Origin of the sequence: Cryobacterium sp. HLT2-28, from assembly GCF_004402495.1 — a bacterium.
Taxonomy (GTDB): Bacteria; Actinomycetota; Actinomycetes; order Actinomycetales; family Microbacteriaceae; genus Cryobacterium; species Cryobacterium mannosilyticum.
In genome coordinates this window covers 74,220-98,514 of record NZ_SOFH01000006.1, presented here as the reverse complement: position 1 = coordinate 98,514, position 24,295 = coordinate 74,220, and the positions used below count along the sequence as shown (strand labels likewise).

Annotated in this window: 20 protein-coding genes; 16 read left to right on the top strand and 4 right to left on the bottom strand. The window is 70.9% G+C overall.

The features are described from left to right. Positions 1–16: 16 nt before the first annotated feature. Positions 17–583, bottom strand: a complete 567-nt coding sequence (locus tag E3O48_RS02315) for a flavin reductase family protein (protein WP_134508441.1) — start codon at positions 581–583, stop codon at positions 17–19. A 74-nt stretch (positions 584–657) separates the two neighbouring features. Between E3O48_RS02315 and hisD the strand changes: the two genes are divergently transcribed. From hisD to E3O48_RS02300, 3 genes are read left to right on the top strand one after another with little or no spacing between them, the layout of a single operon-like run. Continuing rightward, positions 658–1,977 carry a histidinol dehydrogenase gene (hisD, locus tag E3O48_RS02310; RefSeq protein WP_134508439.1) on the top strand — a complete coding sequence of 440 codons (1,320 nt, stop codon included), beginning with the start codon at positions 658–660 and terminating at the stop codon, positions 1,975–1,977. A gap of 10 nt (positions 1,978–1,987) precedes the next feature. Further along, the gene (gene nrdR, locus E3O48_RS02305; protein ID WP_241982365.1) at positions 1,988–2,500 is read left to right on the top strand and encodes a transcriptional regulator NrdR; all 513 of its coding nucleotides are present in this window, start codon (positions 1,988–1,990) and stop codon (positions 2,498–2,500) included. Between the two features lie 3 nt (positions 2,501–2,503). Further along, the gene (locus tag E3O48_RS02300) at positions 2,504–3,574 is read left to right on the top strand and encodes a quinone-dependent dihydroorotate dehydrogenase (protein WP_134537170.1); all 1,071 of its coding nucleotides are present in this window, start codon (positions 2,504–2,506) and stop codon (positions 3,572–3,574) included. Here the strand turns inward: E3O48_RS02300 and E3O48_RS02295 are convergent. After that, positions 3,571–4,614, bottom strand: coding sequence for an App1 family protein (locus E3O48_RS02295; protein WP_370248952.1), 1,044 nt, complete (start codon positions 4,612–4,614; stop codon positions 3,571–3,573). The two genes, E3O48_RS02300 and E3O48_RS02295, sit on opposite strands and share 4 nt — an antisense overlap. Before the next feature lie 170 nt (positions 4,615–4,784). Between E3O48_RS02295 and E3O48_RS02290 the strand changes: the two genes are divergently transcribed. The 5 genes from E3O48_RS02290 (at position 4,785) to E3O48_RS02270 (ending at position 8,804) form a co-directional block, all read left to right on the top strand. Continuing rightward, positions 4,785–5,450 (top strand): TetR/AcrR family transcriptional regulator, encoded by a 666-nt coding sequence (locus tag E3O48_RS02290; protein ID WP_134537169.1) that lies wholly within the window; start codon positions 4,785–4,787, stop codon positions 5,448–5,450. Between the two features lie 162 nt (positions 5,451–5,612). Further along, a complete protein-coding gene (locus E3O48_RS02285) occupies positions 5,613–6,458 on the top strand; it encodes an ABC transporter ATP-binding protein (protein ID WP_134537168.1) in 846 nt (281 codons plus the stop codon). Continuing rightward, complete coding sequence (locus tag E3O48_RS02280) at positions 6,455–7,141, top strand: ABC transporter permease (protein ID WP_134537167.1); 687 nt, start codon at positions 6,455–6,457, stop codon at positions 7,139–7,141. Before E3O48_RS02285 ends, E3O48_RS02280 begins: the two co-directional genes overlap by 4 nt. Next, positions 7,138–7,878: an ABC transporter permease gene (locus E3O48_RS02275; protein WP_134537166.1), complete on the top strand. Its 741-nt coding sequence runs from the start codon at positions 7,138–7,140 to the stop codon at positions 7,876–7,878. The genes E3O48_RS02280 and E3O48_RS02275 overlap by 4 nt, the downstream gene beginning before the upstream one ends. After that, positions 7,878–8,804: an ABC transporter substrate-binding protein gene (locus tag E3O48_RS02270; protein ID WP_198413011.1), complete on the top strand. Its 927-nt coding sequence runs from the start codon at positions 7,878–7,880 to the stop codon at positions 8,802–8,804. The genes E3O48_RS02275 and E3O48_RS02270 overlap by 1 nt, the downstream gene beginning before the upstream one ends. 123 nt (positions 8,805–8,927) lie before the next feature. On the opposite strand, the gene E3O48_RS02265 is transcribed toward E3O48_RS02270, so the two are convergent. Both E3O48_RS02265 and E3O48_RS02260 read right to left on the bottom strand, forming a co-directional pair. Beyond that, complete coding sequence (locus tag E3O48_RS02265; RefSeq protein WP_134508426.1) at positions 8,928–10,001, bottom strand: M56 family metallopeptidase; 1,074 nt, start codon at positions 9,999–10,001, stop codon at positions 8,928–8,930. Positions 10,002–10,043: 42 nt separating this feature from the next. After that, entirely contained in the window at positions 10,044–10,424 is a 381-nt protein-coding gene (locus E3O48_RS02260) for a BlaI/MecI/CopY family transcriptional regulator (protein WP_134508424.1), read from the bottom strand. Positions 10,425–10,518: 94 nt separating this feature from the next. Between E3O48_RS02260 and E3O48_RS02255 the strand changes: the two genes are divergently transcribed. The 8 genes from E3O48_RS02255 to E3O48_RS02220 all read left to right on the top strand — a co-directional run bounded on the left by E3O48_RS02255 (position 10,519) and on the right by E3O48_RS02220 (position 24,226). Further along, positions 10,519–11,931, top strand: a complete 1,413-nt coding sequence (locus E3O48_RS02255; protein ID WP_134508422.1) for a cytochrome ubiquinol oxidase subunit I — start codon at positions 10,519–10,521, stop codon at positions 11,929–11,931. A gap of 9 nt (positions 11,932–11,940) precedes the next feature. Next, positions 11,941–12,945: a cytochrome d ubiquinol oxidase subunit II gene (cydB, locus tag E3O48_RS02250; protein WP_134508421.1), complete on the top strand. Its 1,005-nt coding sequence runs from the start codon at positions 11,941–11,943 to the stop codon at positions 12,943–12,945. A gap of 15 nt (positions 12,946–12,960) precedes the next feature. Next, on the top strand, positions 12,961–14,637 hold the full coding sequence (cydD, locus tag E3O48_RS02245) for a thiol reductant ABC exporter subunit CydD (RefSeq protein WP_134508419.1): 1,677 nt from the start codon (positions 12,961–12,963) through the stop codon (positions 14,635–14,637). Then, a complete protein-coding gene (cydC, locus tag E3O48_RS02240; RefSeq protein WP_134537165.1) occupies positions 14,630–16,480 on the top strand; it encodes a thiol reductant ABC exporter subunit CydC in 1,851 nt (616 codons plus the stop codon). The genes cydD and cydC overlap by 8 nt, the downstream gene beginning before the upstream one ends. Positions 16,481–16,489: 9 nt before the next feature. Then, positions 16,490–18,058 carry an anthranilate synthase component I family protein gene (locus E3O48_RS02235; protein ID WP_134537164.1) on the top strand — a complete coding sequence of 523 codons (1,569 nt, stop codon included), beginning with the start codon at positions 16,490–16,492 and terminating at the stop codon, positions 18,056–18,058. 71 nt (positions 18,059–18,129) lie between these two features. Then, complete coding sequence (gene leuS / locus E3O48_RS02230) at positions 18,130–20,712, top strand: leucine--tRNA ligase (RefSeq protein ID WP_241982364.1); 2,583 nt, start codon at positions 18,130–18,132, stop codon at positions 20,710–20,712. 197 nt (positions 20,713–20,909) lie between these two features. Next, positions 20,910–21,647: a helix-hairpin-helix domain-containing protein gene (locus E3O48_RS02225; protein ID WP_241982363.1), complete on the top strand. Its 738-nt coding sequence runs from the start codon at positions 20,910–20,912 to the stop codon at positions 21,645–21,647. Next, on the top strand, positions 21,644–24,226 hold the full coding sequence (locus tag E3O48_RS02220) for a ComEC/Rec2 family competence protein (RefSeq protein WP_134537162.1): 2,583 nt from the start codon (positions 21,644–21,646) through the stop codon (positions 24,224–24,226). The genes E3O48_RS02225 and E3O48_RS02220 overlap by 4 nt, the downstream gene beginning before the upstream one ends. Positions 24,227–24,295: the final 69 nt, after the last annotated feature.

The following is a 24,295-nucleotide window of genomic DNA, read 5'->3' as shown; positions in this document are numbered from 1 at the left end:
GGTCAGATCGGCAGGGTCAGACCTCGGCTCCCGGCACCCGGTAGGCGCGTTCGTGGTAAAGCAGGGCATCGTCGTTCTCGCCCATGCCGCCCTCTTCGATCTGCACGATCACGACCGCGCTGTTGTGCACGAGTACCCGGTCGACGATCCGGCCGACCATCCACGACGTCACCCCGGTGAGCACGGGCAGCCCGTGCGGGCCCGGCGTCCAATGGTCGCCGACGAAACGCTGTTCCTGAGGCCCTGACAGCTTCTGGGCGAGGGCGCGGTTGCGTGCCCCGAGGATATGGATGACCACCCGGTCGTTCGCCGCGATGGCCGGCCAGGTGCTGGCCGAACGCGCCATGTTGAACGTGGCCAGCGGCGGCACGGACGAGAGGGACGCCAGGGACGTGGCGGTGAACCCGAGCGGTGTGCCGTCTTCGCTGCGCGAGGTGATGACCGCGACCCCCGCGGCATGGCGGCGGAACGCGTGTTTGAAGGCCGCGAGGTCCTGGGGCGCGTTCGGGTCGCCCTCCAGCGGAGGTGCGGCTGTGGCGGGCGTGGTGGCGGGCGATGTCTCTGGTGCCTCGGTGTCGTTCATGGTTCTTGAATCAAGCTCCTCGCCAGCCAGCCTATTCCCGTACACCGGGAGGTTCGTCGCTAGGCTGGTCAAAGATGATCCAGACTATTGACCTTCGGGGCACCAGGCCCACTCCCGCCGACCTGCTGGCCGCCGTGCCGCGCGCGGCCACCAGCGTGACCGTCGCCAGCGACGTCGCCGCTGCCTTGATCGACGACGTGCGCGCCAGGGGAGAGGCGGCGCTGCTCGACCAGGCCGAGCGCCTGGACCGGGTGCGTCCCGCCCACGTCCGGGTTCCGGCGAGCGAGATCGCGGAAGCCGTGGCCGGGCTCGATCCCGACGTGCGCACCGCCATCGAAGAGACGATCCGCCGGGTGCGGATCGCGAGCGCCGCGCAGGTGCCCCCGCGCGTCACCACCACGATCGCCGACGGCGCCGTCATCACCCAGCGCTGGCAGCCGGTCAACCGGGTGGGGCTCTATGTTCCCGGCGGCAAGGCCGTCTACCCGTCCAGCGTCGTGATGAACGTCGTGCCGGCCCAGGTCGCCGGCGTCTCGTCGCTCGCACTGGCCTCGCCGCCGCAGAGCGACCACGCCGGCCGGGTGCACCCCACGATCCTCGCCGTCGCCGGGCTGCTCGGCGTGCACGAGATCTACGCCATGGGCGGCGCGGGCGCCGTCGGCGCCTTCGCCTACGGCGTCCCCGGGCTCGGCCTCGACCCGGTCCAGCTCGTCACCGGCCCCGGAAACGTCTATGTCGCCGCCGCGAAACGCCTCGTGCGAGGGGTCACCGGGATCGACTCCGAAGCCGGGCCGACCGACATCCTGGTGATCGCGGATGCCGCCGCCGACCCACGGCTGGTGGCGGCGGACCTGGTCAGCCAGGCCGAACACGACGAGCTGGCGGCGGCCGTGCTCGTCACCGATTCCGCCGCGCTTGCGGATGCCGTCTCCGCCGGCCTCGACGACCTGGCCAGGACGACCACCCACAGCGTACGGGTCACCGCGGCGCTCTCCGGACGCCAGTCCGCGATCGTGCTCGTCGACGACCTGGCCGCGGCCGCCGCATTCAGCAATGCGTTCGGACCCGAGCACCTGGAGATCCAGACCGAGGACCCGCAGGCCGTGCTCGAGCTGATCGACAACGCGGGGGCCATCTTCCTCGGCCCGTATTCCCCCGTCAGCCTGGGCGACTATGTCGCGGGCTCGAACCACGTGCTGCCGACCGGCGGCCAGGCCAGGTTCTCCTCCGGACTGGGGGCGTACACCTTCCTCCGGCCGCAACAGGTCGTCGACTACAGCAGGGAGGCACTGCTCGCGGTCGCCGGCCACATCGCGGCCCTCTCCGATGCCGAGGCGCTGCCCGCCCACGGCGACGCCGTCACGGCACGGTTCAGCGCCGGCGCGGAACGGTAGGCTGGGCCAAATGTTCTGCCCCTTCTGCCGCCACCCGGACTCCAGGGTCATCGACTCGCGCACGAGCGACGACGGACTGTCGATCCGTCGCCGCCGCCAGTGCCCCGAGTGCGGGCGCCGGTTCAGCACCACCGAGACCGCCAGCCTGAACATCATCAAGCGCAGCGGGGTCGTCGAACCGTTCAGCCGGGACAAGATCGTGTCCGGGGTGCGCAAGGCCTGCCAGGGGCGACCGGTCACGGATTCCGACCTGGCCATGCTCGCCCAGAAGGTGGAGGAGACCATCCGTCAGACCGGCGCCTCCCAGGTGGACGCGAACGACATCGGCCTGGCCATCCTCCCGCCGCTGCGCGACCTGGACGAGGTCGCCTACCTGCGCTTCGCCAGCGTGTACCAGGGCTTCGACTCGCTCGAGGATTTCGAATCCGCGATCGCCCAGCTGCGCACCGGGCACGTCGATGGGCTCGGCACCGACCCTGTGGACTCCTCCGCCCAGGCGCCGACCGGCACGGCGGAGTTCTAGGCCGTGTACCCGTTCTTCTTCACGGCCGTGCTCTCCCGGCTCGACCCGGAACGCGCGCACCATCTCGCCTTCAGCGTGATCCGGGCACTCCCCGCCCTCGGAATCGGGCGTCTGGTGCGCCGGTTCACCGCGCCGGCGCCCGGTCACGGCGTCGACGCGCTCGGGTTGCACTTCGACTCGCCGTTCGGCCTGGCCGCCGGGTTCGACAAGGACGGCAAGGCCGTGATCGGCCTCGGCCAGCTTGGTTTCGGCCATGTCGAGGTCGGCACGATCACGGCCGTCGCCCAGCCCGGAAACCCGAAGCCGCGCCTCTTCCGACTGATCACCGACCGTGCCGTGATCAACCGGATGGGCTTCAACAACGACGGAGCAGCGGCGGCGCGGCAGCGCCTCGCCCGGGTTCTGGCCGTTCCCGGCCGCCCCGTGCTCGGCATCAACATCGGCAAGAGCCGCGTCACCGCGGTCGAGGACGCCACCGCCGACTATCTGGCCGGCGCCGCGCTCCTCGCGCCCCTGGCCGACTACCTGGTCGTGAACGTGAGTTCACCCAACACACCGGGGCTGCGCGGACTCCAGGAGCTCGACCAGCTGGCGCCGCTCCTGCGCGCGGTGCAGGCGGAGGCCGCCGGAACGCCGCTGCTGGTCAAGATCGCCCCCGACCTCAGCGACGAGGAGGTCACCCGGATCGCCGAACTCGTGGTCGGCCTCGGCCTCGACGGCATCATCGCGACGAACACGACCATTTCGCGGGAGGGCCTGATCACGGATGCCGCCACGGTCGCCGCCGCCGGGGCAGGCGGCCTCTCCGGGGCCCCGCTCCACGCCCGGTCCCTGGCCGTGCTGCGCCTGATCCGTGCCTCCGTGCCCCCAGAGCTGTGCGTCATCTCGGTCGGCGGCGTCGAGACGGCGGAGCAGGTCGCCGAGCGACTCTCGGCCGGAGCGACCCTGGTGCAGGGCTACACGGCGTTCCTCTATCGTGGCCCGCTCTGGGCGCGCCAGATCAACCGTGGGCTGGACCGCATCCGCGCCGCGGAAGCAGGCTGGACGAAAGCAGGCCAGACGGAAGAAGGCTAGAGCAGGCCCTGTTCGGCCAGCCGGGCGGCCAGGCTGGACCCGTCGGGTCCGTAGACCCACCGAGGATCGTGCTTCTCGTCGACGGCGTCCTTGGCCCGGCGTCCGGCCAGGACGGCCTCACTCGGGGACAGCTGCCGGATCAGGACGGCCTCGACGCTGCCGGGGAAGTCACGCTGGAACTCGCTGTAGATGGCCTCGTCGTGCTGGCCGTCGTCCCCGATCAGGATCCAGCGGATCTCCGGGAACTCCTGGGCGAGCCGGCGCAGATTGGCGCGCTTGTGCTCCTGCCCGCTCCGGAACCAGCGGTCGTGGGTGGGACCCCAGTCCGTGAGCAGGAGCGCCCCGGCCGGGTAGAGGTTGCGGGAGAGGAAACGGGTCAGCGTGGGGGCGACATTCCACGCCCCGGTCGAGAGGTAGACCATCGGGGCACCCTCGGCCGTGGCCGCCAGCCGGTCGAGCAGCACCGCCATCCCGGGGGTGGGCACGCGGGCATGCTCGTCGAGCACGAACGTGTTCCAGGCCGCCAGCAGAGGGCGGGGGAGCGTCGTGACCATGACGGTGTCGTCGACATCGGAGATGATCCCGTGGTGAACGGTCGGGGCGACGATGAAGAGAGGCGCTTCGACCGGGGTGGACGCATCCGCGTGCACCTCCGTGTGCAGCCGGGCCACATGCCAGCCGGGGGCCAGGCTCACCCGCACCACGGTGTCCACGACGCCACCGCGGTCCGCCTGCACCCGATGCACCTGGCCGTTGATCTCAATGGTCACGGTCACGTCGTTGACCGGCACACTGGTGAAACTGCGCCAGCCGCGGATGCCGGCGTCACGCCGGTCGGAACGCCAGCGGAGCCGGGTGCTCGCCGGCTTGCGCGGCCTGGCCGGCTTGGCCAGGAGCACACGGCAGAGGATCCGCACCCACCCGGTCGACCCGTAACCGGTGTACGGAATGACCGTGGGCAGGTAGCCGCGCTTGCGGGCGAATCCTTCGCGGGTCCCGTGCAGCCAGTCCTCGATGCGCGCCGCGCGGTGCATCATCATCGCAGGGGTGACCGTGGTCGGTACTCGGGATGACTTCGGCACAGTCCCTAGTCTGGCATGCGCAGCGACCGCGCGGCGCGGCGCGGCCCCCAATCCGGGGCAGATGCCTGTCGCTGGCAAACGAGCGGGACTCAGCAACATAGGATTGGGGCCTACTTCAAGGAGGACAAGTGTCACTCAGTGACCTTTTCGGTGGGGATCCTGTCGTGTCGGGCCAGCAGGTGCGGATCGAACCCACCCAGCAGCGCAGCACCGCCCGTTTGTCAGGGCTGCTCGATGCAGCCGCCGTCGTCGTGGACGAGGTGGGGTTCGACCGCATCACGACCGCGATGGTCGCTGAACGCGCGGGGGCGTCGATCGGCACTGTGTACCGGTACTACCCCGACCGGGTGGCGGTCTTGCAGGCGCTGCGCGAACGCGCGGTGCTGCGGTTCCGGCAGCGCGTGGTCGAGCAACTCCGCAGCAGCGGGCCGGAGAACTGGTGGGATGCCGTCGACTGCGCCGTCACGGCGTTCGTCGACCTGTACCGCTCGGAGCCCGGTTTTCGGATCGTGCACTTCGCGGACCGGGAACGCACCCCGATCAGCGGCAGCGAGGATCTCGAATCGGGCTACTTCGCCCGTCAGCTGGCGGGCGTGCTCGCCGAGGAGTTCGGCCTGCACGGTGGCCCTGAACTGATTTTCCGGCTCGAGGTGACAGTCGAGATGGCGGACTCGATCCTCTCCCGCGCCTTCCACAGCGACCCGAACGGCGACGAACGCTTCATCGCGGAGTGCCGCCGGGTCATGCGCGACTACCTGGTCGGCTACTACGGGCCGGTCGCGGCCAGCGTCTGACGAGTCGGCGCTGACGAGTCGGCGCCGCCCAATCGGCGCTACCCGTTTCGCCGTCAGCGGATAACATTCTGCAATCCATTGTGCCGTTCCGCGTCGAAGGATGGTTGTGTTAACCCTCTGGCACGTGTTGATGCGACTTCAGGCGAGGAATGAGCCACTTCTATGATCGAGTTCCGCTCGGTGAGCAAACAGTTCCCGGACGGCACCCTGGCCGTCGATGACTTCAGCCTCACCCTCCCATCGCACCGGACCACGGTCCTGGTCGGATCGTCCGGGTCGGGGAAGACGACCCTGCTGCGGATGATCAACCGGATGGTCGACCCCACGGCCGGCTCGATCGAGATCGACGGGGTCGACATCGCCTCCCTCGAACCGGTGAAGCTCCGCCGCAGCATCGGCTATGTGATGCAGAACTCGGGCCTGCTCCCGCACCGCAAGGTGGTCGACAACGTTGCGACGGTGCCGTTGCTGCGTGGCGTGCCGAGGAAGAAGGCCAGGGCCGACGCCCTGGCCATGCTCGACACGGTCGGTCTCGACCGGGCCCTGGCCGATCGGTACCCGAGCCAGCTGTCCGGCGGGCAGCAGCAGCGCGTCGGCGTGGCCAGGGGGCTCGCGGTCAATCCCAACATCCTGCTGATGGACGAGCCGTTCGGCGCCGTGGACCCGATCGTGCGGGCCGAACTGCAGCAGGAGCTCATCCGGCTGCAGACCGAGCTCGGTAAGACCGTGGTCTTCGTCACCCACGACGTCGACGAGGCGTTCCTGCTGGGCGATCAGGTCGTCATCCTCCAGGAGGGCGGCCGGATCGCCCAGATCGGCTCGCCCGCCGACATCCTGGCCCACCCGGCGAACGACTTCGTCGCCAGTTTCATCGGCGCCGACCGCGGCAAGCGCGTGCTGCATGTCGAACGACATGACGGTCGTGATGTGCTCGTCGACAGCGACGGCCGCCTGGCCGGCGTGCTCGTCGGCGACTCCGCCCCGGGGCAGGTCGGGGTCTCCCGGTGACCTGGGTCTGGGCGAACCTTGACCTCATCTGGGATCGCACCCTCGATCACCTCATTCTCAGCGTGCCCCCGATCATCCTCAGCTTCGTGATCGCACTGCCGCTGGGTTGGCTGGCCAATCGCTTCCGGTTCAGCCGGGGTGCGATCCTGACGGCGAGCGGGCTCCTCTACGCCATCCCCTCGTTCCCGATGTTCATCGTGCTGCCTGCGCTCGTCGGCACGACGCTCCGGTCCCCGCTCAACCTGGTCATCGCCCTCACCATCTACGGCGTGGCCCTGATGGTGCGCGTGGTCGCGGACGGACTCGCCTCCGTCGACGCCGACGTGCAGCGCTCGGCCGTGGCGATCGGGTTCTCGGCCTGGACCAATTTCTGGCAGGTGGAGCTCCCGCTGTCCGGCCCGGTGTTGCTGGCCGGGCTCAGGGTCGTGGCGGTCAGTACCGTGAGCCTGGCCACGGTGGGTGCGGTGATCGGGGCGCAGAGCCTTGGCTCCCTCTTCACCGACGGCTTCCAGCGCGGCATCCAGGCCGAGATCATCACCGGCATCGTCGCGACCGTACTGCTCGCCCTGCTGCTTGACGGGGCGCTGGTCGCCGCCGGACGGCTGGCACTGCCCTGGACCCGGGTGCGGAAGGCCGTCAAGGCGGATGCGCGGCTCCGGCTGCCCGTCGAGGTGACCCCGTGAACATCTTCGCCGACGCCCTCGGCTGGATCCTCGACCCGGCCAACTACGCCGGACCGGGCGCGATTCCCGTGCGCGTGCTCGAGCATCTCGGCTTCACCTTCCTGACCCTGGTCGTCGCCTCGGCCATCGCCATCCCGTTCGGCTTCGCGATCGGGCACACCGGCCGGGGACGCGGCCTGGCCGTGGCGACGAGCGGCGGGCTGCGCGCCATTCCGACCCTCGGGCTGCTGACCCTCGTGGCGCTCTGGGTCGGAATCGGCCTGGGTGCCCCCTACGTCGCCCTGACCGTGCTCGCGATTCCCCCGATCCTCGCCGGTGCGTACGCCGGATTCGAGGCTATCGACCGGGGTGCGATCGACGCGGCCCGAGCCGTCGGCATGTCGGAGGCGCAGGTCCTGACCCAGGTCGAGATTCCGCTGGGCCTGCCCCTGCTGATCGGTGGTCTCCGCTCCGCCGCGCTCCAGGTCGTGGCCACCGCCACCCTCGCCGCCTACGTCGCGGACTTCGGCCTCGGCCGGTACCTGTTCTCCGGGCTGAAGACCCGCGACTATGCCGAGATGCTCGGCGGCTCCATCCTCGTCATCCTGCTCGCCCTCGCACTCGAGGCCGTCTTCGCCACGATCCAGCGGGTCGTGGTCCCACGCGGTGTCGCCACGACCCGCCTCCCAGTCGACCGGGCCAGGTCAGCCAGACCGCGCCCGGGGATGGAACCCGCCATCACGAAAGGAAACCCCTAATGTTCACAGTGAAAAGAGGCCGGCTCGCGGCGATCGCCGCGGTCGCGGTTGGGGCCGTCGTAGCCCTTGCAGGGTGTGCGTCCGGCGATCCGCTGGGCGCCGGAAGTACCGCGTCGGGCGACTCGAAGACCCTCGTGGTCGGGTCGCAGGACTACTACTCCAACGAGATCATCGCCGAGATCTACGCCCAGGCGCTCGAGGCCAACGGCGTCACCGTCGACCGGCAGTTCCGGATCGGCCAGCGCGAGGTCTACCTGCCCGACATCACCGGCGGCAAGATCGACGTCTTCCCCGAATACACCGGCAGCCTGCTGCAGGCTCTCGACAAGAAGGCGGCCGGCGGCACGGCAGACGAGACCTATGCCGAACTCGAGAAGGCCCTGCCGTCCGGCCTGAGCGTGCTCGACCAGGCTGCCGCGACCGACCAGAACTCGTGGACCGTCACGCAGGCCTTCGCCGCGAAGTACAAGCTCACCGACATCGCGTCGCTGAAGAACGTGACCGAGCCGATCACGGTCGGCGGCAACTCCGAGCTGGAGACCCGCCCGTACGGACCGACCGCGCTCAAGGAGAAGTACGGCATCGTGACCGCCGGGTTCAAGCCGGTCGAGGACAGCGGCGGACCGCTCACGGTCAAGGCCCTCGTCGACGGCGACATCCAGCTGGCGAACATCTACACCGCCGACCCGAACATCAAGTCGAACAAGCTCGTCGCCCTGACCGACCCCGACGGGTTGTTCTTCCCGGACAACGTCGTACCTGTCGTGTCGAAGAAGGTCGACGACAAGGCCGCCGCGGTGCTCAACAAGGTCAGCGCCGCGTTGAGCGCCGAAGACCTGGTGAGCATGAACTCGGAGAGCAAGAACGACCAGAAGTCCGCGAAGGCGATCGCGGCCGACTGGCTCACGCAGGCGAACCTCTTCTAGTCCCTGCGGGTGACCAATTCGACGGACATTTTCGGTTTGCGTGCCTGATTTGGGGCAAAACCGCCCCAAAATGCGAAAATGTCCGTCGAATTCGACGGGGCGCGCGGAGCCGGGCAGCCGGGATCAGGTGAGCAGCAGCAACGTCGGCAGGGCGAGCAGCCCTGCCGACGCTGCGAGAACACCGAAGCCCTGGTGCCGGCGCAGCCTCGGCGTGTCCACCACGAGCCGGCGCAGGCGAGGGGTCAGCAGGTCGAACGGATGATCCGGCCGGGCGAAGGCCGCGGCATCCGTGTCCCGCGGCCCGGTTCCGGTTCTCGTCGCGCCTGCCCCCGTGTCGCCTGCCCCGGCGTCGCCTGGCCGCGTGTCGCCTGCCCCGGTGTCGCCTGCCCCGGTGTCGCCTGCCCCGGTGTCGCCTGCCCCGGTGTCGCCTGCCCCGGTGACCGGCCCGTGCGCCGAACCCACGAGGGCGATCGCCATCGCGAGCGTGCGGTCGTCCACCTGCCGGCGGGCTTCGTCGTCGGCCAGCATCTCCACCAGCAGACCCACGGCGGTCTCCGCCCGGGTGGCGATCGGGAACCACGGCAGTGCGCTGCGCCAGGACCGGAAAGCGAGCAGCACGAGATGGTGGCGCTGCAGCAGGTGCGCGCGCTCGTGGGCCACCACCGCGCGGAGCTGGTCGGCCTCGAGCAGGCTGATCAGTCCCCGCGACAACACGGTCGCCGACGTCGTCCCGCCCGGCAGGCAGTATGCGACCGGGGCCTCATGGTCGATGACTCGGGTGCCCGGACGGTCGGCGGACGGCTCGCTGAGCAGCGCGACCAGGTGGCGGTGCCGGCGCAGCTGCACCCGGGCGCGGAGGAACGTCGCCGCCAGATTGAGCAGCAGGTGGCCGGTGAGCAGGAACGCGGCGGCGAGTGCGAGCACCTGGCTGAACGTCATCCCGGCGGGGACCGCCCCGGAGCCGGCGTGCACCGACAGGGAGCGGATGCCCGCCAGCGCATTGGTTCCGAACCCGAGTAGTCCGTAGGCGAACAGGGCTCCGATCATCGACAGGCCGCCGGTGAGGGCGATCGACTGCCAGAGGACCAGCGCGAGGCCGGGGGAGCGGGCCGGCCACCGGGCCCGGGAGAGCAAGATCGGCAGTGGCCACGCCAGGGCGAGGGCGAGCGCACCGAGGGCTAGCGCGGTCGCTGGCACGGTGCCGGGTCTCGCGTCGCTCTATTCGTCACTCGCGCCGCGTCACTCGCCGGACGCGGGGCTGAGCAGGAGCCGGAGGCTTTCGGCCTCCTGCGGGGTGACGTTGCCGATGAACCTGGCCAGCGCCGCCTGGCGGTCGGGCGCCGAACCGAGCACCTCGTGCATCAGCTCGGCCGTGTGTTCGGCCCGGGTCCGCACGGCCCGGTACAGGTGCGGGCGGTTGTCGCGGTCCCGGGTGACGAAGCCCTTGGTCTCGAGCCTGGACAGCACCGTGAGCACCGTGGTCGTCGCCAGCGGCTTGCGGCTCGCGGCCACGGCGGCCGGGGTGAGCAGGCGGTCGCGCAGCTCGTTCGCGGGCAGCGCCTGGCCGGAGTCCCAGAGGACATCCATCAGCAACCGCTCCAGCACACCCAGATTCCCCATGCGGCCAGTTTACCGCAGCCCACCGCCGTCTTCTACGGGGCGTAGAAGTGTAGTCTTCTACGTATCGTAGAAGAGTGGCCCTGTTGGAGGACGCATGAACGAGTGGCTGGATCCGTTACTCCTGTCGAGGTGGCAATTCGGTCTGACGACCGTGTACCACTTCCTCTTCGTTCCGCTCACGATCGGGCTGGCCCTCACGGTCGCGATCTTCCAGTCCGCCTGGGTGCGCACCGACAAGGCGAAGTACCTCCAGCTGACCCACTTCTTCGGAAAGATCTTCCTGATCAACTTCGCCATGGGCGTCGTGACCGGGATCGTGCAGGAGTTCCAGTTCGGCATGAACTGGTCCACCTACTCCCGCTTCGTCGGCGACGTCTTCGGCGCGCCCCTGGCGTTCGAGGGCATCGTCGCCTTCTTCCTCGAGGCCACCTTCGTCGGGCTGTGGATCTTCGGCTGGGACAGGCTTCCCCGGGGCCTGCACCTCGCCACGATCTGGCTGACCACGGTGGGATCGATCGCCTCCGCCTACTTCATCCTCGCCGCGAACGCGTTCATGCAGAACCCGATCGCGTTCCGGATCAACGAGGCCAGGGGCCGGGCCGAGCTCACCGACATCGGCGAACTGCTCACCAACCCGATCGCCCTCGCGTCCTTCCCGCACACGATCTTCGCCTGCTTCATGGTGTCGTCCGGGTTGATCATCTCCGTCGCGGCCTGGCACCTCTACCGCAAGCAGCACGCCGACACCATGCGCCCCGCCCTCAAGTTCGGCATGTGGATGATGGTCATCTCCGGCGCGCTCACCACCTTCTTCGGCGACTCACTGAGCCTGGCCATGACCGCCGCCCAGCCGATGAAGATGGCCGCGGCCGAGGCGATGTACAAGACGGCCACCGGCGCCGACGCATCCTTCTCGATCTTCACCCTCGGCACCCCCGACGGCGTGAGCGAGCTGTTCTCGGTCCGGATCCCGTACCTGCTTTCGTTCCTGTCGACCCACACCCTCGACGGCACCGTCGAGGGCATCAACAACCTGCAGGCCCAATACGTGGGGCTCTACGGACCCGGCGACTACACGCCGACCATCTGGATCACCTACTGGGCGTTCCGCTGGATGATCGGCCTCGGCATCGCGCACATCCTCGTCGCCGTCGTCGGCCTATGGCTCACCCGCGGCGGGCGCACCCCGGCCGCCGCCTGGGTCTGGAAGGTCGCCATCTGGTCGTTCCCGTTCTCGCTCGCGTCGATGAGCGTCGGCTGGATTTTCACCGAGATGGGACGGCAACCCTGGCTCGTCTTCGGGTTGCTGAAGACGGAGTCCGGCGTCTCACCCAACGTCTCCGGGCTGGAGATCCTGATCTCCCTGATCGCGTTCACCCTGATCTACGGCGTGCTGGCCGTGGTGGAGTTCCGGCTGATCCTGCGCGCGGTCCGGCAGGGCCCGGAGGATGCCCCGGTGCCGGATCCGCTGACCGGTGAAACCCCCCAACGTGTCACGGTCTACTAGGAGCGTCTGATGGAACTCAACATCCTCTGGTTCTGGATCATCGCCGCGATGTTCATCGGCTACTTCGTGCTCGACGGTTTCGACTTCGGCGTCGGGATGTCCCTGCCGTTCCTGGGCCGGGACGACACCGACCGCCGGGTGCTGATCAACACGATCGGCCCGGTCTGGGATCTCAACGAGACCTGGGTGATCGTGGCCGGCGCGTCCCTCTTCGCCGCGTTCCCCGAGTGGTACGCGACCATGTTCAGCGGGTTCTACCTCGCCCTGCTGCTCATCCTGCTCGCCCTGATCGTGCGCGGGGTGTCGTTCGAGTACCGGCACCAGCGGCCGGAATCGGAGTGGAAGAAGTGGTTCGACGGCATGATCGTCGTGGGCAGCGCCGTGCCTGCCCTCCTCTGGGGCGTCGCCTTCGCGAACGTCGTGCAGGGGGTGCAGCTCGACGCCGGCCACAACTACACGGGCAGCTTCTTCGACCTGCTCAACCCCTATGCGCTGGTCGGCGGCCTGACCACGCTGCTGCTCTTCTTCACCCACGGGATCGTCTTCGTCTCCCTCAAGACCGAGGGCGACATCCGCGAGCGGGCCAGGAAACTCGCCGTGCGATCCGGGCTCGTGACCATCGTCGTCGCGGCGTCGTTCCTGCTCTGGACTGTGCTGGCCTTCGGGAGCCTGTTCACCGCTGTGTTCGCCGCTCTGGCCGCCGTTGCCCTGATCGGGTCGTTCCTGCTCAACCTGAAGGGTTCGGAGGGCTGGGCGTTCACGCTGATGGCAGCGACCATCGGGCTGGCCGTGCTGACCCTGTTCGCGTCCCTGTTCCCCGACGTGATGCCGGCGAGCAACGATACCGCGAACAGCCTGACCATCGCGAACGCGTCGTCGACGCCGTACACCCTGCAGGTGATGAGCTGGACCGCCCTAATCGCCGCCCCGGTGATCTTCCTCTACCAGGGCTGGACCTACTGGGTGCTGCGCAAAAGGGTCAGCCGCGGCACCATCGAAGCCGCCGCGCACTAGCCTCCCGAATCGTCCATGCGCCCCCTCGACCCTCGGCTCCTCCGCTACGCGTCCGCTGCCCGGTGGTTCCTGCTGGTCGGGGCCGCGCTCGGCCTGGCCCAGACGCTGGTCGTGGTCGCATTCGCCTGGTTCCTGAGCCGGGCGATCAGCCTCGCCGTCGCCGGGTACGGCCCGGCCGAGCTGGCGCCGACGCTGGGCGCCCTCGTCGTCGTCGTCGTGGCCAGGGCCGCCCTGGTCTGGCTGCTCGAGGTGGCCGCGAGCCGAGGGGCTGCGTCGGTCAAGAGCCAGCTGCGCGCACGCGTGCTCGGGCGCCTCGCCGAGCGCGGCCCCGACTGGCTGGCGGGCACGCAGAGCGCCGGCGTGGCCACCCTGGTCGGGCAGGGCCTCGACGCCCTCGACAACTACTTCGCGAGGTACCTGCCGCAGCTGCTCCTGGCCGGCATCGCGACCCCGATCCTCGTGCTCGTGATGCTCTGGCAAGACCTGCCGAGCGGCATCACCGTGATCGTGGTGCTGCCGTTCATCCCGCTGTTCATGGTGCTGATCGGCCAGGCGACCCAGGCCGTGCAGCGCGCGCAGTGGGACGCGCTGCAGCGGCTCGGCGCAGGCTTCCTCGACCTGGTCGGCGGGCTCGCCACGCTCAAGATCTTCGGCCGGGAGGCGCGCCAGGCCGACCGGGTGCGCACCATCACCGAGGCTTACCGCGGCCGCACGATGAAGGTGCTGCGGGTGTCCTTCCTCAGCGGTTTCGTGCTCGAGCTGGGCTCCAGCCTGTCGGTCGCGCTCGTCGCCGTGTCGATCGGCCTCCGCCTGGTCGACGGTTCCCTCCAGCTCGGCGTCGGCCTGTTCGTGCTGCTCCTCGCCCCCGAGGCGTTCCTCCCCGTGCGGCAGGTCGGGGCCCAGTTCCACGCGGCGGCCGACGGCCTCGCCGCGGCCGAGGACGTCTTCGCGATCCTCGACGACGCGCCGGCCCCCGCCGCGCCCCTGGCCGCCGTCTGGACCGGGCCGACGGATGCCGCCCGGCCCGCCAATGCCGCCCGGCCCGCCCCGGACGCCCTGCGCTTCGACCGGGTCAGGGTGCGCCGTTCCGCGGACCGGGCCGGCCGGGCCGCCCCGGAGTTCACCGCCGTCTTCCTCCCGGGCCGGCTCTCCGTCATCCGCGGCGCGAGCGGCGCCGGCAAGTCGACCCTGGTCGCCGCCCTGCAGGGGTTCGTGCCCTTCGACGGGCAGATCAGCCTCGGCGACGCCGTCGTCGTCCCCGGCACGCCGCGGCCCTGGCTGGCCTGGGCCGGACAGCGCCCCGGCCTGCTGGCCGGAACGATCGCCGACAACGTCGCGCTGGGGGAGTCATCCGCCGACCCGGCGCTGGTGCACTGGGCCCTCCGCGAGGCCGGGGCAGGCGAACTGGACCCGGCGACCCGACTCGGCGTCAACGGCGACGGGCTCTCCGGCGGGCAGGCCCAGCGGGTCGCGGCCGCGCGTGCCGTCTACCGAGCCCGGCTGCACGGCTGCCGCGTGCTCGTGCTCGACGAGCCCAGCTCCGCCCTCGACCCCGTAGCCGAGCAGCGGCTGGTCTCCGGGCTCCGCCGCCTCGCCGCCGAGGGGCTCATCGTGATCGTCGTGAGCCACCGGCCGCTGCTCCGCGACGCCGCGGACCAGGTCGTCGAACTGGACGGGGCCGCGCATGTCTGAACCGACGCTCGACGCCGCTGCCGCTGCCGCTGCCGCTGCCGGTGCCGTTGCCGCCGAGCCTGCCGTCTCCGCGCCGGCGCGCACCCGGCGGCTCAGCACCGCCACCCGGGCTATTCTCCGGCTGGCCCAGCCGCGCGCGCGCTGGTTCCTGCCCGGCCTGGCGGCGGGGGTGGCCTCCATGCTCTGCGCCGTGGCCCTGCTCGCCACCTCCGCCTGGCTGATCACCCGGGCCGCCGAGCAGCCGCCCATCCTCTATCTCTCGATGGCGGTGGTCGGCGTGCGGGCCTTCGCCCTGGGCCGGTCGGCCTTCCGCTACCTCGATCGGTTGAGCAGCCACGACGCGGCCTTCCGCCAGCTCTCCCTGCTGCGGGTCGGCGTGTTCTCCCGGATCATCCCGTTGGCGCCGGCCGGGCTCGCCGACACCGGCAGGGGCGAGCTTCTCACCCGGCTCGTGCGCGACGTGGACGCACTGCAGGATCTCCCGCTGCGGGTCGTCCAGCCGCTCGCGACCGCGGGCATCGTCGCCGCTCTCTCGGTCGCCGGGGTGTGGAGCGTGCTGCCTGCCGCCGGGCTCACCCTGCTGCTCAGCCTCGTCGTCGCGGGGGTGCTGGGCGCGCTCGGCTCCGGTGTGCTCGCCGCCCGCGCCGAGCGCGAACTGGCGCCGCTGCGCGGCAACCTCACCGGGCAGGTGCTCGAGGTCGTTGAGAACCTCGACGTGCTGACCGCCTTCGGCGCCCTGACCGGGCGACTCGACGCCCTTCGGCGGGCCGACGAGCTCCTCAGACGGGCGACCCTCCGCCGGTCGCTGGGTGTCGGCGTGCAGGGAGCCGTGCTGTCGCTGTTCGCGGGCGCCGCCACGGTCGCCGCGCTGGCCGTCGGTATCCCCGCCCTGGCGGCGGGCGGGTCCGGCGGCGCGGCGGGCGGCCTGGCCGGCCCGGCCTTCGCCGTGATCGTGCTCGTGCCGATGGCCGTCTTCGAGGTGTTCGGCACCGTCCCGGCCGCCCTGGGAGCGTGGCGCGAGGTGCGCTCCAGCGCCGAGCGTGTCGCCACCGCCGTGCCGACGGAGATCCCCGCCGAGATTCCGGTCGAGGTCCCGGTCGGGGTCCCGGTCGAGATCCCGTCCGGGGGCGCCACCGGTCCGACCAGGGGGGAGCGGGCTCGCATCGTCGAACTGACCGACCTCGGTGCGCGCTGGCCGGGTGCGGCGTCCCCGGCCGTGACCGGGGTCTTCCTGCGGCTGGCACCCGGCGACCGGGTGCACCTGGCCGGGCCGAGCGGAGCGGGCAAGACCTCGCTGGCGCAGGCTCTGGTGCGTTTCCTCGACTACACCGGGTCGTACACTCTCGGCGGCGTCGAGGCCCGGCTGCTGCCCCAATCCGAGGTGCGCGCGGTGGTCGGGCTCTGCGAGCAGCGACCCTGGCTGTTCGACGACAGCATCCGTCAGAACCTTTTGTTCGCCCGGGACACCGCGACCGACGAGGAACTGCTGGCCGTGGTCGACCGGGTGGGCCTGGCCGAGTGGGCGGCGGAGCGCGGCGGACTGGACGCCAGGGTCGGCGAACGCGGCGCGCTGGTTTCCGGCGGGCAGGCCCAGCGGATCGCCCTCGCCCGGGCGCTGCTGGCCGACTTCCCGGTGCTCGTAGTCGACGAACCCACCGCCAACGTGGACGAGGAACAGGGTGACCGGCTCGTGCGGGACATCCTGGTCACAGCCGCCGAGGACGGCCGGGCCGTGCTGCTCATCTCCCACACGCCGGTGCCCGACGAACTCATCACGGCCCGGGTGACCCTTCCCGGTCGGGACCCCGGATTGCGGCGCGCCGCCGGAGTCCTTCCGGCCTAGGCTGGGGGCGTGCCAGCTCCGATCCGACGATTCCCCCTGCCCGGCTGGTGGGACCCGGAGTTCGTCTACCTCACCCTCTACCGGTCCTGCTCCCACTCCTTCTGGCTCGACGCGGGCGTCGCCGCCGGGGACGGTTTCAGCTACCTCGGAGCCGCGGATGCCGCGTCCCGCTTCGTGACCGCGTCGGTGCCGGAGGGCACCGTGACGGTGACGTTCCCGGAGACCGACCCGGACTCCGGCGCGGGCGTCGGCGGCGGAGCCGTGACCCTGCCGGAGACCATCTTCGAGTTCCTGCGGGAAGATCTGGCCGCGGCCGAGTCCGAGCCCGACGACGCTGCTGGGACGGATGCCGCCGGTGGCCGCGGGAGCGAGAGCGGGTTCCGGCTCGGCTGGGTCGGCTGGCTCGGTTACGAACTCGGGTCCCAGACCGTGGGCGCCAGCGTGCACGACTCCCGCTACCCCGATGCGGCGCTCCTGCAGGTCGACCGCGCGATCGAATTCGACCACGCCGGACTGACCGTCACCCTGCTCGCCCGCACCGGGCCCGGCGGGGCGACGGCCGGCACCCTCGAACAGTGGGCGGCGGAGGTGCTCGCTGCCCTTCGGGCCGCGGCCGGGACATCCGTCTCTCGGATGCCGGCCCAGGCCCGGGCGGACGTCCGGATCGACGCTCCCGTTGCGGCACACTGGCGGCACGACCCGGAACGCTACGACGCCCTGATCCGGCACTGTCAGGCGTCGATCACCGCGGGCGACGCCTACCAGCTCTGCCTGACCAACGAGATCCTGGTCGACGCGCACCCCGACCCGGTCGACGCCTACCTCCGCCTCCGCGCCGGCAGCCCCAGCCACCACGGCGGCCTGCTCCGGTTCGGCGAGACCGCCCTGCTCAGCGCGTCGCCCGAACAATTCCTCGCCGTCTCCCGCGCCGGCCGGGTCAGCACCCGGCCGATCAAGGGCACCCGGCGCCGCTCCACCGGGGTCATTCGCGACCTGGCTCTCCGCACCGAACTGGAGACCAGCGAGAAGGAACGCGCCGAGAACCTGATGATCGTCGACCTCATGCGCAACGACCTGGGCCGGATCGCCGAACTCGGCTCGGTCGCGGTCACCCAACTGCTCGACGTGGAAAGCTACGCGCACGTGCACCAGCTGGTCAGCACGGTGGAGGCCCGGCTGGCGGCCGGCCTCACCGGCGTGGACGCCGTGGAATTCTGCTTCCCGGCTGGCTCCATGACCGGCGTGCCCAAGCCCAGCGCCATGGGCATCCTCGACCGGCTCGAAGCCGGACCTCGCGGCATCTACTCCGGCGCGTTCGGCTACTTCGGCTTCGACGGCGCCGTCGACCTGGCCATGGTCATCCGCAGCATCGTCATCGACCGCGACGGCGCGTCCATCGGCACCGGCGGCGGAATCACGGCACTGTCCGACCCTGCCGAGGAGATCGAGGAGACCCGGATCAAGGCCGCCGCCCTGCTCGACGTTCTCGGCGCCCCGAAAACCCACCCCGCACGACCGCCCGGAACCCCGTCCGCAACGCCGTCCGCAACGCCGGCCGGCCAGGGTTTAGTAACCTAGAAACCTGGACGACGCCTGCGGGCGCCCTTTTGCCTGAGATGGCGCAATCCCACCGCAACGAAGAGAGTCACGTGGCACACGAGCACGACCACACGCCCACCGGCGCCCACCGCGACGAAGAAATCTACGATTTCGCCGCAATCCAGGCCAAATGGCAGCCGATCTGGGAAGAACTCGAGCCGTTCCGCACGGACGACCCCGACGACACCCGCCCGCGCAAGTACGTGCTCGACATGTTCCCGTACCCGTCCGGCGACCTGCACATGGGCCACGCCGAGGTCTACGCGCTCGGCGACATCGTCGCCCGGTACTGGCGCCAGCAGGGCTTCAACGTGCTGCACCCGATCGGCTGGGACTCCTTCGGCCTCCCCGCGGAGAACGCGGCGATCAAACGCGGCATCGACCCGCGCGGTTGGACCTACGACAACATCGCGCAGCAGAAGAAGAGCATGAAGCTCTACGCGGCGTCCTTCGACTGGTCCCGCGAACTGCACACGAGCGACCCCGAGTACTACAAGTGGAACCAGTGGCTCTTCCTCCAGCTCTACAAGAAGGGCCTCGCCTACCGCAAGGACAGCTGGGTCAACTGGGACCCGGTGGACCAGACCGTGCTCGCCAACGAGCAGGTGCTCGCCGACGGGACCTCGGAGCGCAGCGGCGCCGTGGTGGTCAAGAAGAAGCTCACCCAGTGGTACTTCAAGATCACCGACTACGCCGACCGCCTGCTCGACGACCTCAACCAGCTCGAGGGCACCTGGCCGGCCAAGGTGCTGAACATGCAGCGCAACTGGATCGGCCGTTCGATCGGTGCCGACGTCGACTTCGTGATCGAGGGCCGCGAGGAGCGGATCAGCGTGTTCACGACCCGGCCGGACACTCTCCACGGCGCGACCTTCATGGTCGTCGCCCCCGACGCCGACCTCGCCGCCGAGCTCGTCGCCGACTCCTCACCCGCAGTCAAGGCGCGGTTCCAGGAATACCTGGTGAAGGTGCAGAACAGCACCGAGATCGAACGCCAGTCCACCGACCGGGAGAAGACCGGCGTCTTCCTCGAGCGCTACGCGATCAACCCCGTCAACGGCGAACGGATGCCGATCTGGGCCGCCGACTACGTCCTCGCCGACTACGGCCACGGCGCCGTGATGGCCGTGCCTGCGCACGACCAGCGCGACCTCGACTTCGCCCGCCGCTTCGACCTTCCCGTGATCGTCGTCGTCGACACGACCGCGCCGGTCACCGGCATGATCCCCGTGATCACGCCGGAGATGCTCGACGGCTCCGAGGAGATCCCAACCCTCGACCCGGCCGCGACCGGCATCGCCCTGGCCGGCGAGGGCCGCCTGATCAACTCGGGGACCCTGAACGGGCTGAGCAAGAACACCGCGATCAAGCGCATCATCGACCAGCTCACCCTCGACGGGACCGGCCGCGCGGCCAAGAACTACCGGCTGCGCGACTGGCTGATCTCAAGGCAGCGCTACTGGGGCACCCCGATCCCGATCATCCACGGCCAGGACGGCGCGGAGATCCCCGTGCCGGAAGACCAGCTGCCCGTGCTGCTGCCGCCCACTGACGGCCTCGACCTCAAGCCCAAGGGAACCTCGCCGCTCGGTGGCGCGACCGACTGGGTCAACGTGCCCAACCCGATCGACGGCACCCCCGCGCGCCGGGACGCGGACACCATGGACACCTTCGTCGACAGCTCCTGGTACTTCCTCCGCTTCCTCAACCCGAACGACGACACCCGCGCGTTCGACCCGAAGGAAGCCGAGAAGTGGGCGCCCGTCGACCAGTATGTCGGCGGCGTCGAACACGCCATCCTGCACCTGCTCTACGCCCGGTTCATGACCAAGGTGCTCTTCGACCTCGGCTATGTCTCCTTCACAGAGCCCTTCACCGCACTGCTCAACCAGGGCATGGTCATCCTCGACGGCGCGAAGATGTCCAAGAGTAAGGGCAACCTCGTCTACTTCACCGAGGAGGTCGACCGTTTCGGAGTCGACGCCGTGCGCCTCACGATGGCATTCGCCGGGCCGCCCGAAGACGACATCGACTGGGCGGATGTCTCGCCCGTCGGCTCCGCGAAGTTCCTCGCCCGCGCCTGGCGCATGGCCAGGGACGTCACGAGTGAGCCGGACATCCGTTGGAAGACCGGGGACGCGGGCCTGCGCCGGGTCACCCACCGGTTCCTCGCGGACGCGCCGGGCCTGATCGAGGCGTTCAAGTTCAATGTGGTCGTCGCCCGGCTGATGGAGCTCGTCAACGCCACCCGCAAGGTCATCGACACGGGTGCCGGCCCGGCCGACGCCGCCGTGCGTGAGGCGGCGGAGGCCACGGCGATGGCTCTGAACCTGTTCGCGCCGTACACCGCCGAGGACATGTGGCAGCGGCTCGGCTACGAGCCCTGTGTCGCGCTCGCCCAGTGGCGCAAGGCCGATCCGACCCTGCTCGTGGAGGAATCGGTGACCGCCGTCGTGCAGGTCGACGGCAAGGTGCGGGAACGCCTGGACATCTCGCCGAAGATCCCCGGCGATGAACTGGAACGCCTCGCGCGCGCGTCGGCACCGGTGATCAAGGCGATCGGCGACCGTGAGATCGTGCACGTGATCGTGCGGGCACCCCGCCTGGTCAGCATCGTGACCCGCGCGGTCTGATTCGTGGTTTGACCCGCACGGTTTGACCCGCACGGTCTGACCCCCACGGTCTGACCCCCACGGTCAGACCCCCACGTCTGGCCTCGCGGGCTGGCCTCGTGGTCTGGCCTCGCCTCCACAGGGCCGGGATCCGGCGGTCTCGCACCGTCCGATCCCGGCCGCCCGGCCCGCCGAGCCGGACGGTCTAGCCTGCCCGGATGGAGCCTGACCCGGCCACAGCGGCGCTCTCGCGCCTGGCCCGCCCGGCGCGCCCCGCACGGGGTGCCCGGATGCGGATCGGGGTCGGCGCCGCAGTCGTGCTGCTCATCGCGGCCCTGGCCACCGCCGTGGTCGTCTCGGCGATCGGCGGGCAGGCCACCCACCAGGTGATCACGCCGGGCGGAGGACCCTCGCCGGGCGGAGCCGCGGGCGGCGGGGCCGCGGGCGTTGCGGCAACACCCGGTGCCGCCGCGACCGGCGGCAACCCGACCGACCCGGCGTCGGCGCCCGGGGCGATCATCTTCGTTCACGTGCTCGGGGCGGTGCGCCGGCCCGGGCTGTTCCAGCTCGGCGTCGGCGCCCGGGTGATGGACGCCGTGGCGGCCGCCGGGGGTCTGACCGAGACCGCCGACCCGGCCGGGACCAACCTGGCCAGGCGGCTCAGCGACGGAGAGCAGCTCTACCTGCCCCAGGTCGGCGAGGTTCCGGCCGGACTGCCGCCGGCATCCGGGGGAGCGGGAGCGGCCGGGGGTGCCGCGTCCGGCCAGAAGGTGAACCTGAACACGGCCACCGTGGCTGAACTCGACACCCTCCCGCGGATCGGGCCGCTGATGGCCCAGCGCATCATCGACTACCGCGAGGCGAACGGGCCCTTCGCGGGCGTCGACGACCTCCGCAGCGTCACCGGGATCGGCGACAAGACCTTCGAGGGACTGAAAGACCTGGTCACGGTGTGACCGTCGACCTGCGCCTCGCCGGCGCTGCTGCTGCGGCCTGGCTGGCGGGCTGGTGGCTCACCGGGACGCCTGACTGGGCGGCGGGAAGCCTGCTCGCACTGTGGGCGGCCGCTGCGGCGGCCCTGGTCCTGGTTGCCACCATCCGCGGATCGCGGGCGCGGTCGGCGGCGGCACACGTCGTTTCGGCGCGCCGGGTTTCGGCACGCCGGGTTTCGGCACGCCGGGTTTCAGCACGCCGGGTTTCGGTGCGCGCGGTCCTCGCCCAGCTGACCGTCTGCTGCGCGGGCGCCGCGCTCGTGGCATCCGCCGTCGCCGTGGCCGCCCCCGCACGTCTTCCTGCCGAGGTGCGGGACGCGGCGGCCAGGCACGCCGTGGTCACCGCGACGCTCACGGTGTGGTCCAGGCCGGTGGAGACCGCCTCGTTCGGAGGATTCGGCGGTGCCGGTGGCGGCTCGAGCCGGGTGCGGTTCACCGGCACCATCGGCTCGCTCGGCCAGGGCGGGCGCACGGCCTGGGTGTCGGTGCCGGTTATGGTTTTCGCCGAGGCCCCGGCAGGCCCCGCGCTCCAGATCGGCACCGTCATCCGCCTGTCCGCCCGGCTGCGGCCGGCCGAACCGGGTGCCGCGTCGGCGGCGCTCGTCTTCGGCCGGGATCCGCCGGCCGTGATCGCGGCGCCACCCGGGTGGCTGGCCTGGGCGAACGATCTTCGGACCCGGTTCGCGGATGCCGCGGGGAGGCTGCCCGGGGAGGGCGGCGATCTGCTGCCCGGACTGGCGATCGGTGACACCAGCGCCGTGGGGCCGGCCCTGGACGGCGCGATGAAAACAAGTTCGCTGAGTCATCTCACTGCGGTGTCCGGGGCGAACTGCGCCGTCGTCACGGCCGGGATGCTGCTGCTCGGCGGCTATCTGAGGCTGCGCCGCCTGGCTCGCCTGGCGCTGGCCCTCGTCACCCTGGCCGGGTTCGTGGTGCTGGTGACCCCGGAACCGAGCGTGCTGCGTGCCGCCTTGATGGCCGCCGTGCTCCTGTTCTCGATCGCGACGGGCAGGCCGGGTCGCGGGCTGCCGTTGCTCGCCCTCGTGGTGATCGGGTTGCTCGTCTTCGATCCGTGGCTGGCCCGCAGCTACGGCTTCGCACTCTCGGTGCTGGCGACGGGCGGACTGCTGGTGCTGGCCGGGCCACTGGGCCGGGTTCTCGGCCGCTGGATGCCGTCCTGGCTCGCCGGGGTGATCGCGATCCCACTGGCCGCGCAGCTGGCCTGCCAGCCGGTGCTCGTGCTGCTCAGCCCGACCCTCCCGCTCTACGGGGTGCCGGCGAACCTGCTGGCGGGGCCGGCCGCCCCCGTGGCCACCGTGATCGGCCTGGTCGCGTGCCTCCTGCTCCCGTGGCTGCCCGGTGTGGCGTGGGGCATCCTGCAGCTGGCCTGGCTGCCCTCGGCGTGGATCGCCGCGGTCGCCGGGACGAGCGCTGCGCTGCCCGGCAGTCGCCTCCCGTGGGTGGGAGGAGCCCTCGGGGTCGCGGCCACCGGGCTGCTCACGCTGCTGGCACTGGCCCTCCTGCTCGGTTCCCGTGCGCCGGGAAGGCCCGGTGCCACAGGTCGTCCCGGCCCGTTCGGACGGCCTGGACGCGGGGCCGGATCGACGCGGATGCCCGGATCGACAGGGATGCCCGGCTGGCGGATCGCCGCGGCGGCCGTGCTGATCGTCGCCGGAGGCGGCTACGCGGGAAGCCTGATCGGCGCGGGCCTCGGCCGGGCGGTGGCGTTCCCGGCGGACTGGCAGATCGCGGCCTGCGACATCGGCCAGGGCGATGCGGTCGTCGTGCGCGACCGGGAACGCTACGCCCTGGTCGACGTCGGGCCCGACCCTGCGCCGTTGACCGCGTGCCTGCACACCCTCGGGATCGAGCGGATCGACCTGCTCGTGCTCACCCACTACGACATGGACCACATCGGCGGGATCGAGGCCGTGATCGGCCGGGTCGGCACGGTCCTGGTCGGAACTCCGGAGAACGCCCAGGATGAGAACCTGCACGCGCGGCTCGCCCAAGGCGGGGCGGACGTGCGCATCGCGGCCCGCGGCGACCGGGGCACGCTGGGCGGGCTGCGCTGGGAGATCTTCTGGCCCGTGCGCGGCTCGCCGGTGATGCAGACCGGAAACCCGGGGAGTGTGACGATCGGCTTCGACGGGCGGGGCATCCGCTCGATCTTCCTCGGCGACCTCGGCGAGGAGGCTCAGGACGCGTTGCGCCGTGCCTCAGCGCCCGGCCAGGTGGACGTCGTCAAGGTTGCCCACCACGGTTCGAGGGACCAGAGCCCCGACCTCTATGCCGATCTCCGGGCGACGGTGGGGCTGATCTCGGTCGGCGCCGACAACGGCTACGGCCATCCAACCGACCGTCTGCTCGACATTCTCGCCTCGGAGGGCACCGTCGCCGTGCGCACCGACCGGCAGAGTCTGGCCGTGGTGGCCCTCGACCCGGGCGGGCACGGCGCGCTGACCGTCTGGACCGAGAAGCCGGCGTCCGGACCGGCGCGCACGGGTCACTCGCCTGCTGCCCCCGTCGGCGGCCCGGGCTAGGCTTGACCCACGCAATCGAAGGGAACCGAGTGGCCGCACGAACCGCATCCTCTGGTCGGGCCGCAACGG

Excerpts from the sequence above, each read along its gene's own strand:
- E3O48_RS02315 (WP_134508441.1), bottom strand. The coding sequence starts at position 583 with ATGAACGACACCGAGGCACCAGAGACATCGCCCGCCACCACGCCCGCC.
- hisD (WP_134508439.1), top strand. The coding sequence starts at position 658 with ATGATCCAGACTATTGACCTTCGGGGCACCAGGCCCACTCCCGCCGAC.
- nrdR (WP_241982365.1), top strand. The coding sequence starts at position 1,988 with ATGTTCTGCCCCTTCTGCCGCCACCCGGACTCCAGGGTCATCGACTCG.
- E3O48_RS02295 (WP_370248952.1), bottom strand. The coding sequence starts at position 4,614 with ATGATGATGCACCGCGCGGCGCGCATCGAGGACTGGCTGCACGGGACC.
- E3O48_RS02285 (WP_134537168.1), top strand. The coding sequence starts at position 5,613 with ATGATCGAGTTCCGCTCGGTGAGCAAACAGTTCCCGGACGGCACCCTG.
- E3O48_RS02270 (WP_198413011.1), top strand. The coding sequence starts at position 7,878 with ATGTTCACAGTGAAAAGAGGCCGGCTCGCGGCGATCGCCGCGGTCGCG.
- E3O48_RS02260 (WP_134508424.1), bottom strand. The coding sequence starts at position 10,424 with ATGGGGAATCTGGGTGTGCTGGAGCGGTTGCTGATGGATGTCCTCTGG.
- E3O48_RS02255 (WP_134508422.1), top strand. The coding sequence starts at position 10,519 with ATGAACGAGTGGCTGGATCCGTTACTCCTGTCGAGGTGGCAATTCGGT.
- cydB (WP_134508421.1), top strand. The coding sequence starts at position 11,941 with ATGGAACTCAACATCCTCTGGTTCTGGATCATCGCCGCGATGTTCATC.
- cydD (WP_134508419.1), top strand. The coding sequence starts at position 12,961 with ATGCGCCCCCTCGACCCTCGGCTCCTCCGCTACGCGTCCGCTGCCCGG.
- cydC (WP_134537165.1), top strand. The coding sequence starts at position 14,630 with ATGTCTGAACCGACGCTCGACGCCGCTGCCGCTGCCGCTGCCGCTGCC.
- E3O48_RS02225 (WP_241982363.1), top strand. The coding sequence starts at position 20,910 with ATGGAGCCTGACCCGGCCACAGCGGCGCTCTCGCGCCTGGCCCGCCCG.